The sequence below is a fragment of the Mesorhizobium sp. M0633 genome (genome assembly GCF_040320645.1).
Taxonomy (GTDB): Bacteria; Pseudomonadota; Alphaproteobacteria; order Rhizobiales; family Rhizobiaceae; genus Mesorhizobium.
The window spans coordinates 164,827-175,453 of record NZ_JAMYQC010000013.1; the positions used below are offsets into that span (position 1 = coordinate 164,827).

11 protein-coding genes are annotated in these 10,627 nt (G+C 63.7%); 4 read left to right on the top strand and 7 right to left on the bottom strand.

Annotated elements, in window-relative coordinates:
- Positions 1 to 37: 37 nt before the first annotated feature.
- Entirely contained in the window at positions 38 to 406 is a 369-nt protein-coding gene (locus NKI47_RS16415) for a DUF5330 domain-containing protein (protein WP_023677842.1), read from the bottom strand.
- 518 nt (positions 407 to 924) lie between these two features.
- On the opposite strand from NKI47_RS16415, the gene NKI47_RS16420 reads away from it, so the two are divergent.
- The 3 genes from NKI47_RS16420 to NKI47_RS16430 all read left to right on the top strand — a co-directional run bounded on the left by NKI47_RS16420 (position 925) and on the right by NKI47_RS16430 (position 3,854).
- Positions 925 to 2,670 carry an ATP-binding protein gene (locus tag NKI47_RS16420; RefSeq protein WP_352591665.1) on the top strand — a complete coding sequence of 582 codons (1,746 nt, stop codon included), beginning with the start codon at positions 925 to 927 and terminating at the stop codon, positions 2,668 to 2,670.
- Positions 2,645 to 3,412 carry a peptidoglycan-binding domain-containing protein gene (locus NKI47_RS16425; RefSeq protein ID WP_352591633.1) on the top strand — a complete coding sequence of 256 codons (768 nt, stop codon included), beginning with the start codon at positions 2,645 to 2,647 and terminating at the stop codon, positions 3,410 to 3,412. The genes NKI47_RS16420 and NKI47_RS16425 overlap by 26 nt, the downstream gene beginning before the upstream one ends.
- A gap of 94 nt (positions 3,413 to 3,506) precedes the next feature.
- Positions 3,507 to 3,854 (top strand): DUF1491 family protein, encoded by a 348-nt coding sequence (locus tag NKI47_RS16430; RefSeq protein ID WP_352591636.1) that lies wholly within the window; start codon positions 3,507 to 3,509, stop codon positions 3,852 to 3,854.
- Between the two features lie 9 nt (positions 3,855 to 3,863).
- On the opposite strand, the gene NKI47_RS16435 is transcribed toward NKI47_RS16430, so the two are convergent.
- A complete protein-coding gene (locus tag NKI47_RS16435; protein WP_352591639.1) occupies positions 3,864 to 4,871 on the bottom strand; it encodes a DUF2336 domain-containing protein in 1,008 nt (335 codons plus the stop codon).
- A gap of 187 nt (positions 4,872 to 5,058) precedes the next feature.
- Between NKI47_RS16435 and NKI47_RS16440 the strand changes: the two genes are divergently transcribed.
- Positions 5,059 to 5,244, top strand: a complete 186-nt coding sequence (locus NKI47_RS16440; RefSeq protein ID WP_023677835.1) for a hypothetical protein — start codon at positions 5,059 to 5,061, stop codon at positions 5,242 to 5,244.
- 14 nt (positions 5,245 to 5,258) lie between these two features.
- Here NKI47_RS16440 and NKI47_RS16445 read toward each other — a convergent pair whose 3' ends face one another.
- The 5 genes from NKI47_RS16445 to NKI47_RS16465 form a co-directional block, all read right to left on the bottom strand.
- A complete protein-coding gene (locus NKI47_RS16445) occupies positions 5,259 to 5,807 on the bottom strand; it encodes a DUF1254 domain-containing protein (RefSeq protein ID WP_352471000.1) in 549 nt (182 codons plus the stop codon).
- On the bottom strand, positions 5,800 to 6,384 hold the full coding sequence (locus NKI47_RS16450) for a DUF1214 domain-containing protein (protein WP_352591642.1): 585 nt from the start codon (positions 6,382 to 6,384) through the stop codon (positions 5,800 to 5,802). Before NKI47_RS16450 ends, NKI47_RS16445 begins: the two co-directional genes overlap by 8 nt.
- 96 nt (positions 6,385 to 6,480) lie before the next feature.
- On the bottom strand, positions 6,481 to 8,640 hold the full coding sequence (locus NKI47_RS16455; RefSeq protein ID WP_352591645.1) for a transglycosylase domain-containing protein: 2,160 nt from the start codon (positions 8,638 to 8,640) through the stop codon (positions 6,481 to 6,483).
- 222 nt (positions 8,641 to 8,862) lie between these two features.
- Positions 8,863 to 9,495: an NAD(P)-dependent oxidoreductase gene (locus NKI47_RS16460; protein ID WP_352591648.1), complete on the bottom strand. Its 633-nt coding sequence runs from the start codon at positions 9,493 to 9,495 to the stop codon at positions 8,863 to 8,865.
- Between the two features lie 19 nt (positions 9,496 to 9,514).
- The gene (locus NKI47_RS16465; RefSeq protein WP_352591650.1) at positions 9,515 to 10,408 is read right to left on the bottom strand and encodes a class I SAM-dependent methyltransferase; all 894 of its coding nucleotides are present in this window, start codon (positions 10,406 to 10,408) and stop codon (positions 9,515 to 9,517) included.
- Between the last annotated feature and the right edge of the window lie 219 nt (positions 10,409 to 10,627).

Sequence of the window (10,627 nt, forward strand, 5' to 3'; positions counted from 1 at the left end):
GCCTTGCGGTTTAGCGATGAATTCGGCCGAAACAGTCTCAGTTCTTCGCCGGCAAGTGCACTTTCGCCGGCAAATCGACTTTCGCCGGCAACACGATTTCCTCGGACACGCTGCCGGTGGTCGTCACCGTATCGGGTTCAGCGGCCTTGTCGTCCAGCATGGCGGCCGCGATCTTGGCGGTCTCCCTGGCCCGGGCGGTGATGGTGTGCATTGCCGATTTGCCGGTCTCGCACACGTCCGGCTTGCGCTCGCAGATGCCGGCGATATCGCCGACGGCTTCGCGCGCCGCAAACAGCGCCTGGAGCGGCCCGACGCTTTCGCGGCCCGCATCATCGGCGCCGACACCCAGCGGCAGCGCCAGAAGCACCAGCGAAAACCAGAAAGCAGCTCTTATCAGAAAGCCCATCTGTCTGTCCTTTATGACGTCATGCATCCGAACCGCACGACCCTTGTACCGCGATACTGACACAGACGCGCAAAGGACGGCTTGTCCCGAAAGCAACAGTTTTCCTTAAATTTTAGGTAGATTCGAAACGAAGCGTTTTGAAGTTCATTTGCCTCGAACGGCTCAGATTTTATTCAGCAACTGATAACCATCCAACCTATTGTTTTTCATTATCATTTTCTTAATCGGCGACAGTTTGATGCCATCGGTCGTAGGTGCAGGCGCGGGCGGTGTGGATAACGCTCCGTTTACTATGGCGGCAATTGCCCCGGTTTTTCCCCGCCGGTATCCCGATATTTGCAGCCTGCCGGGGGACGATCGGCCCAGCCTTATCCATTCCTTAAACGCTGGATGCGAGTTTTGGATCGACAAAAGCCGCCTGCAAAGCAGGGCCGTTCACGACCGGGTGCGTTGAGTTGAGTGCGATCAAGGCCAGATACGCCGAGTTGCCGGGCGCGATAGCCGCCGGTTGCGAACGGATGGTTCATCCGTCCGTGCTCGGCCAGAGCGATCGTTGCCGCCACAGCCGGTTCATTGGCGCCATGCTGGCGGCTCCTTTCTTCAGCGCGGGTGCAGCGGTGACGCTGGTCACGTCGGGCATGGGCGCGGCCGTGACTGTGGCTGCCATCTTTGCGGCGTTCGGCCTTTGCTGGTTCGCCGCCCTGCTGGTGGCTGCCTCGGGCAAGATGACCCTGGCCGGCCAACTCGCCTTGGTCGTCGGCAGCGTTGCCCTGGGTGCCCTTATCGCTGCCGCCGGTGGTGTGGCCTCGCCGGTTGCCTTGCTCGCGGTAGCGCTGCCGTTTGAAGCGTGGTGGATCGGCCAGTCGCGCCGTGCCGTGATCTGGGGCGCCATATCGGCCTTTGTCGCAGTCTTGCTGCAGCCTTTAGCCGGTTCCGTCTTGCCGCTCGACCAGACCGAAATCGCCGCATGGCACTGGCTGGTACCACTGGCCTGGGCACTCACGCTCATTCCGCGTATCGCTCCGCTTCGCGGCGCCGCCAACGCACAGCTCGATCCGGCCGGCAGCCACCGGCTCGAAGACCTCATCGACGCCGTCGTGCTGCGAATCGCGGCGCATGGCGAGGTTCTGGACGTCTCGGCTAAGGCACGCACTATGCTGCGGCTGCCACCGGAGCTGCTTTTCGGCACCGGACTTTTCGATCGCATCCATCTGTCCGACCGCGTCCCGTATCTCAGTGCGCTGGCCGATATGCGCGATGGCGCCCTGTCGACCCGGCTCGACCTTCGCGTACGGTTGCCGCAGAGCAGCGGCGTGACGGCCGACAATTACCGGCCGTTCTCGCTCGAGATGATGCGCGCGCCGGGGCAGGAGACTGTCTTCACGCTTCTTCTGCGCGAAAACGACGAACTGGCCGGACTGCGCCAGGAGCTTGCCGCAGCCAATGAGGCGGCTGCCTCCGCCGAGGTGGCGAAAGGACGCTTCCTTGCCGTCGTCAGCCACGAGCTGCGCACTCCGCTCAATGCCATCATCGGCTTTTCCGACATGTTGCTGCACGAGATGTTCGGCAGCTTCAAGGATCCGCGCCAGAAGGAATATGTCGGGCTGGTCAGGGATTCGGGCCAGCACCTGCTTGCCGTCGTCACCTCGATACTCGACGTATCGCGGATCGAATCGGGCGCCTACGCGACCGAACCGGAACCGTTCCGCTTCCGCGAAGCGGTCGAGATGTGCCAATCGATGATGCGCCTGCAAGCCGAGGCAAAGGCCATCGATCTGCAGGCCCAGATCGCGCCGGACGCAGGCGAAATAAATGCCGACCGTCGCGCCGTGCAGCAGATCCTGATCAATCTCGTCTCCAACGCGATCAAGTTCACGCCCGAAGGCGGCAATGTCGTCATCGGCGCCAAGCGCATCGGCTCGCGGCTGCATTTCTGGGTCCGGGACACCGGCATCGGCATCGCCGAGGAAGACTTCGTCAATCTCGGCAAGCCGTTCATGCAGATCCAGAACGACTATACCCGCCGTTTCGAAGGCACAGGCCTCGGGCTCTCGCTGGTGAAGGGGCTGGTGGCGCTGCACGAGGGCACAATGTCGATCGAAAGCATGCCGGGCGAGGGCACTACGGTGACGATCAGCCTTCCCGTGAACGGGCCGACAGGCCGTTCGAAGGAGAAGACCGGCGTGGTGCCGATGTCCGCAGTCAAAGCCAAGGCGGACGGTGGCAAAGGGGAGAGCAATGGGTCGCTCCGCAAAACAGCCTAGGGCGGTCAAACGCCGCGGCAATGCCTTCGAGCACGGAGCGATGGCGCTGGGCAGCCTGATCTCGCGCAATCCTGTTGTGGTCGGCGGCTCCACCGCGTTCCTGGTGACGCTGTTCTACGTCTCGGCGAACGCGCTTTGGTACCAGCCTTTTCCGCATGCCGGCGCGTTTTTCGCCACCAGGAGTATCGAGCGCTTTCCGCGGGCGGACAGCGACGAGCCCGAAACTACCATCAATATCGTGCGTCCGGCCGCTGCGCCGATCAAGAGCGACCCGGTCGTCGAGCAGGTCCAGGGCATATTGAAGGATCTCGATTTCTATGCCGGCACCGTTGACGGGATTCCCGGACCGAATACGCGCAAGGCCATCCAGGCCTATCAGCAGAAGGTCGGATTGAATGCCTCCGGCGAGATCGACAGCGTCCTGCTGGATCAACTGGGCGCCACGCCAAAGACCGCGGCCGTGGTGCCGCATCCGGTGCCGCGGCCGGTCGAAACGGCCGCTGTTCCAGCCGCCATTCCGGTGTCCGCACCGGCAAATGCGACGGCGCCGGATCCCCGCATCGTCAAGATCCAGGCCGGACTGAAGGCGTTCGGCAATGACGACATGCAATTGGACGGCGTCGTCGGCGCACGCACCAAGGCCGCGATCAAGGAATTCCAGGCGCTGTTCGGCCTGCCCGAGACCGGCGAGCCCGACGAGATCGTCTACGTCAAGATGCGCGAGATCGGCCTGACCAACTAAGGGTCGAAACGGCCGCTCGCCGATCGCCTGGCAAAGACCGGTTACGGTCTTCCGGCCAATGCTGTAAGGACCGCCGCATGTCCAGGACTTCTCCATGCGGGTAACCACCGATCTGTGGGTGTCGGCGCTGTTGCGCCGGGTTTTCAGCGCCGGCGGCTTTGCCGCCGTGGTCAAGCGCGGCGCGACGGAAGCCGGCGCGGTTTTCGTGCTGGCGCGGGGCAGGCTGGGGGGGATAGCGCTATTCGGGCCGGCGCCGCAGACGAGTTACGATTCAGCCAGGCCGGACGACCGTTTTTTCAGCCTGCTTGGCGAAGGCGACGATGCCGCCATCTTCGACGCGCGGCTGGAGCGCGAGAAGAGATTCGATCCGGATATCTGGGTGGTCGAGATCGAGGCGGGCGCCATTCCCGTCGAGGAGCTTATCTCGGTCAAGGCGTCGTAACGGCAAGCCTCAGATGCGACGCGCCTTTGGGCTGGCGGTCATATCGGCGCTGTTCGGCTTGCGCAGGTCGGCGTTTGCGGCGACGCGCCCGGGCTTGCGAACGATTTTCGACACGGTGTCGGCCTTCCAGCCGCGGAGCCTGTCCAACGCCGCGTCGCGGTGCAGCAGGCGGTAGCGGTCGAGGAAGATGCGGATCGCCTGCGGGTGCGGAAACTCGGTCGGATAGATGGCGGCCGTGATCAGGAACGCCTTGTCTTCGCTGAGGTCGAGCGCGCGCAAGGCGGCCAGAAGCGGTGTGTAATTGTGGCTCGCGGTGAGCGTCCGCGCCGTTGAAAAATCGACTTCGAGCGCATCGGCGAGCGCTGTCTGGAAGAATGCCGCATTGCCGGTCAGCGCGGTCTCGCGCAGCTTGACGTAGGTTTGCGGCGCGACGAACGGACCGATGGCGGTGCAGCTCTCGCGCATCATGGATCGCAACCGCCGCCGTACAGTTTCGGCGACATCGGAAGCCTCTTGCCTGTTGACCTCGCCCGCAACCACTTCGGCGTTTTCGGACGCGGCTTTGGCGGTTGTTTCCGGCTGCTGCTGCGACCGCACCAGCGTCGGCCTTTCGAGCACTTTGATGAGATCCGCGATCGTTTGATTGAGATCCTTGCGGCGGGCAATGGCACGGGCATGCGGCAGGCCGTGACGTCCGATCAGCGCGATCAGGTCGACGTCGCTGAGGGCGCGCGAGCGGATGAGCAGCGGCGCGGCGATATCGACCCGCTCCTGGCAAAGCCGCCGCACCAGCGCGGCGGGCGCATATTCGCATTCGGAAAGGGCTGCCGCGACGTAGCGGCGCGATTCGACCGAGACATTCTCGAACAGCGGCAGCGTCAGGTCTTCGAGCTGCGCGATTTCCCGGCGCGAAGGGCGGGTGAGCGAGCAGAACGCCGATACCGCGGCGCGAAACAGCCTTTCGGCCTTTCCCGATTCAGCTCCTGCTGCGATTTGCCTGAAATCCGAAGCTGACACGAAGGATACGCCCGACACTCGACACGATCTGGACAGCGCTCTGCCGGGCTGTACCGGTTTCGCGTTTCCCAAGAACAAAGATCAATTTAGCGGCGATCCGTTAGCGCTCCGTTAACCTACTGCCTTCTTAATCGACTATGGAGGCGTTGCGTTGTGCTCCGGGGCAACCGAGAGGAATACGCGAACCATGGGCATGGTACTGTCTTTCGTGCCGCGAACGGCGGCAACCAATCGAGCACAACAAGCCGCGCCGGCGGCAGTGATCATCTTTCCCGGGGTGCGCTACGAGCAGCGGCCGCTGACGGGCGAAACGCGGCCGGCCGGCCCCGACAAGCCGGGACCTTCGGGAACATTGCCGGTACCGCATCACTGAGCATCGGAACCGGCTTAAAAATCCTGCAGTTCGCAGGAACTCTGTTCGAGAAACCGCGAGACGATCGGCTTCCAGCTGTCGTCGGGCACGAACGAACGGATGACGAATACGCCTTCCTCTATCGGCGCCTCGACGAAGATGGCCCCTTGCAGTTCCTCGGGAAGATCCTTGCGGACCTCGATCATCTGGGCCGGCGTCAGCACAACGGTGTCGAGCATGCCTGCGGTCGCGCTGTGGTCGTTGAACGAGTAGATGTTGTGGCCGCCGCGGTCATAGACCGATATCGACCAGAATGGCACCTTGCCCGGCGCCTTGACCCGCACCATCCCCTCGGCAAGGTCGAAGCGGCATGCCGCCGCATAAAACAGCGGATCGACCGATTTCACCACCGGCGCGCCGCCGGCTTCCGCGTCGAGCCTGGTCATCTTGTAGAGATCCGAAGCCATGGCCAATCGCGACCAGGCGTCGCGTTCGGAGAACTCGGGGACGAGCAGCAGCACGATGATGTGCACGATGCCGGCGCCGAGCAGGCCGAGCAGCACGGCATGCAGCAGGCTACGCATTGCAGCCGACCTTCTGGATCTGCGGCAGCATGACGTCCGAGAGACCGGTGCTGCTGGCGATCGGCGTGTCGTAGAACGTGAGCACCAAGTACATCTTGCCGGCGCCGCTGGTCAGCAGCCAGTTGCCGGGCGCAGGGCGGCTGCCGACGGAAATGACCACCGAATTGTCGGCCTGGCGCAGCACTTGATAGGACTGCAGCGCAGCCGGCCTCGGCTTGCCGGTCTCGACCACGCCAAGCGACTGGTCGGCGGCATAAAGCGTCCAGAACCGGGCGGTGGGAAAGCCGCCCGCAATCTTGTAGGCACATTGCCGCTTGAGCTGTTCGCCGCCGGAATCGCGCTCGGCGATGAAGGACAGTCCTTCCGCCTGTCCGAGCGCCAGCACGCCTTCGCGAGCCACGCGGGCCTTCGAATAGGGATCTGCCGTCGGCGTGCCGATATCGGGGAAGGCGGTCCATTGGCCGATCCTGATGGCGCCGACGCCATCCTGCAGCTTCAGTGCATACCAGACGCTGCCGCCACCGCCGACGACGGCGATGGCAAGCGAAAGCAGTGTCAGGAAGGCGTTCTTGAGCATGAGGAGGCAGGGAACCGAAGGCCGGGAATGAAAGATTGCCGCTCGGGGATATCGCGGCGCAGGGCCTTGTGGCAAGCGGCCCCGCGCAATTGGCCGTCACAGCGCCGACAGGGTCTCCGGCGCAGCGGGCGCGTCGAGCACGGGTGCCGCCTGGAACAGCCTGGTCAGTTCCTTCAGGGTCTGGGTGGTCCGGCTGGACAGCACCGGCGGACGCTCGGCGGCGGCATCGGCAGCTGCCTGTTCGGCGTTCTTCTTTTCCGCTTCCTTGGCCTTGGCGGCGATTTCGGCATCGACGAAGGGGTGATCGAGGCCGGGGATCGGTCTGAGGTCGATATTCTGGTGCGCATAGAGCATCAGGCGCTGCCACACCATGGCCGGCAGCGTGCCGCCGGTCATCTTGTTGGTCGCGGTGAAGTCGTCATTACCGAGCCAGACGGCGGCCGTGTAGTTGCCGGTAAAGCCGACAAACCAGGCATCGCGGTAGGACTGGGTCGTGCCGGTCTTGCCGGCGACGACGATGTTTGGAAGGGCTGCGCGCCGGGCCGTGCCGATCACCGGCACCGCCGCCAGCATGGTGTTCATGTATTTGAGCGCCAGCTCCGACAGCACCCGATGCGGCGGCGGCGCATCCTTGGCGAAGTCGTAGACCACCTCGCCGGTACGGGTGAAGAGTTGGCTGACGCCGTGCCGGGTTCCGGCAAAGCCGTTCTGGGCAAACACGCTGTAACCCGTCGCCTGGTCCATCACGGTCATGCCCGACGTGCCGAGCACCATGGTCTTGTGCGATTCAAGCGGCGACTCGACGCCCATCGCCTCGGCCATCGCCTTGATCGGCTTGATGCCGAGATAATCCTTGGCCAGCCGCACCGGCACCGTATTGATCGATTTGGCCATCGCCGTGATCAGCGTGACGTTGCCGGCCGACCCGCCATTGTAATTGTGGGGCGACCAACTGCCCCAGGAGATGGGTCCGCCGGAAACCACCGAATCCGGCGTGAAGCCATGCTCCATCGCCGTCGCATAGACATAGGGCTTGAACGAGGAGCCGGTCTGGCGAAGCGCCTTGGTGGCGCGGTTGAACTGGCTGGCGCCGTAGTCGCGGCCGCCGACGATCGCCCTGACCGCGCCATTGGTCTCGATGACGACGATGGCGCCCTCGGTGACGTTGTATTCCTTGCCGAACTGGCGGAGGTGGAACTCCATCGATTCTTCGGCCGCCTTCTGGATGTTGGCATCGAAGGTGGTGTGGGCGACAAGCGAGTGCGGGCCGCCTTTGGCGGCGATCTTCTTGACCTCGTCGAAGGCCCAGTCGAGGTAATAGTCGGGGCTCTTCTGCTCGCCGCGGTCGACGATTTCGGCCGGGTGCAGCCTTGCTTGCAGCACCTGGCCTTCGGTCATGAAGCCGGAATCGACCAGATTGGACAGCACCACGTTGGCCCGCGCCCGGGCGGCGGGCAGGTTTATGTGCGGCGCATATTTGGTCGGCGCCTTGAACAGGCCGGCCAGCATCGCCGCCTCGGCAAGGTTCAGGTCCTTGACGCTCTTGCCGAAATAGAAATCGGCTGCCGCCTCGATGCCGAAGGTGCCGCCGCCCATATAGGCGCGGTCGAGGTAAAGCTGCAGGATTTCCTTCTTCGACAGATTGGCTTCGAGCCACAGCGACAGGAACGCTTCCTTGATCTTGCGCTCGAACGTCCGCTCATTGGTCAGGAACAGGTTCTTGGCCAGCTGCTGGGTGATGCTCGAGCCACCCTGGACGACGGAATTGGCCCGTACGTTCTCGAATATGGCGCGCGACAGGCCGAGCACATCGATGCCGTAATGGTCGAAGAAACGGCGGTCTTCGGTCGCCAGCACCGCCTTGATGACATGGTCGGGCATCTCGTCGACCGGCACCGAATCGCGCTGGATGATGCCGCGCTGGCCGATCTCGTTGCCGTAGCGGTCGAGGAAGGTGACGGCGAAGTCGCCTTGCGTGCGCCAGTCGCCGGCGGTTATCTGGAAGGCCGGCAAGGCTAGCGCCAAAAGGACGACGATGCCGCCGGCACCGAGCGTAAAGCCTTCACTCACCAGTTCGATCAGGCCGCGGCGCCAGCCGCCGACGCGGAAACGCCGCGAGAAGATGGTCGCCGCCTCCCAGAACTGGCGCGCCCTGAAGCCGATTTCGTAGACCGAGGAATCGATCCACGCATCCACCGCCAGCAGCCTTGCGGCGACCGAACCTCTTCTCTTGCGTGGTTCCAAAGGACTGGCCATTCCAGGATCCGGCTGCGGCGATGCCGCCAACTGAGAAACCGCATGCCGGCAATTTCAGGGAGGCGCGCCTTTCAAGACTATTCGTCCATTTTGGTGCTGCCTACAAGGGCGATGAAGATAGGGGCGATGAAGATAAGGGCGATGAAGATAAGGACGATGAAGATAAGGACGATGAAGACATAACGGGCGGTTCGTCGAGGGGAGGACGGCTCCCGCGAGACGTCAGCGCAGGATGTTGGCTGCCCTGCGCGAGTAGGTGGTGTCGTCGAGCTGGGCGAGCATGAACGCCGCTACGTCGGCCCGCGCCAGTGTCGGCAGCAACGACGCCGACCGGATGCCATTGCCGTGGCGAAATTCACCCGTTGCCGCCCCATTGCTCAGCTTGGGGGGCCGCACGATGGTCCAGTCGAGATTGGATTGAACGATCAGGCTTTCCTTCACTTCGTGGTCCGCCACCTCATGGCGCAGCACCAATGGCGCGATGATGTTGCCCAACAGGGCGCCTAGTTGCCGCCGGCTGTCGCGAACTCCAAGGAATGAAAGATAGATGAGCCGTTCGGGGCCGGCCTGCTGCATCGCCGCGACGATGAAGCCGATGCCGGCAACGACGGCCGGATCGCGTTTCAGCGGCACGCCCACCCCAAGACAGCTGAAAACCGCATCATTCCCGACAACGGCGCGTTCGACCGCCTCCCGATCGGCGACATTTCCGACGATCACCTTCAGATTTTCGTGGCTGATGGCAAGCTTGCCCGGCGTGCGGACGAAGGCGGTCACCGCATGGCCCTTTGCCAATGCCTCCGAGACAAGCACACGGCCGGTCGCACCGGAAGCACCAAAGATCAGCAGTTTCATTGTCCGCTCCTGGAAACCGTTAGCCCGGCTTACGCCCGGCGACGAAGGCGACAGGCGCCCCGGTCGGGCCGGGCAGCAACCGGCTGTCGGCATAGCCGCTCTGATCGATCAGGTCCTGGGCTGCGCCCTTTTCAAAGACCGTGCCGCCCCACATTGTGGTGCGGAAGCGGGCGAGGGCGTCTCCCAGTGCATCCGGTCCAGGATTGACCATTGCCAGCAGCAGCCAGCCGCCGGGCCGCAACGCGGCGTGGCTGCGCTTGACGATGGCCCTGACATCCGGCTCGGGGATGAAGGCGCTTGGTACGAAAACAAGGTCGAACGCGGCCGTGTCCGCGATATCCTGGCCCAGCCCGGTGCGCAGTTCGATGCGATGTTCGAGCCCGGCTGCCCTGACGTTGGCAGCGGCCTGCGCGATGGCTTCAGGCAGGGGATCGACACCGACCGCCTTCAGGCCGGGCCATTGCCGCAGCATGGACACCGACAGGGCGCCGACGCCGACGCCGATATCCAGGAAGGCTGCGCCCGGTGCGGCGAGCCTCTCCAGCAAACCGGCCAGTTGTGGCGCGATCAGCCGCTTCAGCAACGCCGGGAAGCCAGATGAAACGTCGCCGAAGGCCTGGCGTAAACGGGCTTCCAGGGCCTCGACGCTTTCGGAGGAGCGCGACAGCAGCTTGCCACCTGAAAGCAGGTCGACCCGGATGCTGGCCAGCACCGGCGTAAGTTCGATGACGCCAGCACTTGCCACGACGTCGGAGGCGCCGAGTTCGGCAAGCACGGCCCCTATGCGCCGGGCCACACTGCCCTCGAGTGGCGTGCCGGAAATACGCGCCTCCATCGCCAAACCGAGCGCCACCAACGCATTGGCCGACGTCGCGTGCCGCGCCACCATCGTTCGCAAACCTTCGATATCCATCGATCGTTTCCCTGAATTGGATCAGGCCTATTCTCGCGCGGACGTCAAATTCAGGCGATTTGCAATTTCCGGGCATGCTTGTGCAAAACTGCACAGGTGCGCGGCGAGGAATTGATCTAGACGTCATGTTCCGAGGCGGAGAACGGTGGCCCGCCCTTTCGTGCGATTAAAAGACGAGGGTTGCTCGGATGGGCCGAGCCGATCCTCACGCACGGAGAG

What these genes read in the sequence shown, in the direction of transcription:
- NKI47_RS16415 (WP_023677842.1), bottom strand. Translation starts at nt 406, where the DNA reads ATGGGCTTTCTGATAAGAGCTGCTTTCTGGTTTTCGCTGGTGCTTCTG.
- NKI47_RS16420 (WP_352591665.1), top strand. Translation starts at nt 925, where the DNA reads ATGGTTCATCCGTCCGTGCTCGGCCAGAGCGATCGTTGCCGCCACAGC.
- NKI47_RS16425 (WP_352591633.1), top strand. Translation starts at nt 2,645, where the DNA reads ATGGGTCGCTCCGCAAAACAGCCTAGGGCGGTCAAACGCCGCGGCAAT.
- NKI47_RS16430 (WP_352591636.1), top strand. Translation starts at nt 3,507, where the DNA reads ATGCGGGTAACCACCGATCTGTGGGTGTCGGCGCTGTTGCGCCGGGTT.
- NKI47_RS16440 (WP_023677835.1), top strand. Translation starts at nt 5,059, where the DNA reads ATGGGCATGGTACTGTCTTTCGTGCCGCGAACGGCGGCAACCAATCGA.
- NKI47_RS16445 (WP_352471000.1), bottom strand. Translation starts at nt 5,807, where the DNA reads ATGCGTAGCCTGCTGCATGCCGTGCTGCTCGGCCTGCTCGGCGCCGGC.
- NKI47_RS16450 (WP_352591642.1), bottom strand. Translation starts at nt 6,384, where the DNA reads ATGCTCAAGAACGCCTTCCTGACACTGCTTTCGCTTGCCATCGCCGTC.
- NKI47_RS16455 (WP_352591645.1), bottom strand. Translation starts at nt 8,640, where the DNA reads ATGGCCAGTCCTTTGGAACCACGCAAGAGAAGAGGTTCGGTCGCCGCA.
- NKI47_RS16460 (WP_352591648.1), bottom strand. Translation starts at nt 9,495, where the DNA reads ATGAAACTGCTGATCTTTGGTGCTTCCGGTGCGACCGGCCGTGTGCTT.
- NKI47_RS16465 (WP_352591650.1), bottom strand. Translation starts at nt 10,408, where the DNA reads ATGGATATCGAAGGTTTGCGAACGATGGTGGCGCGGCACGCGACGTCG.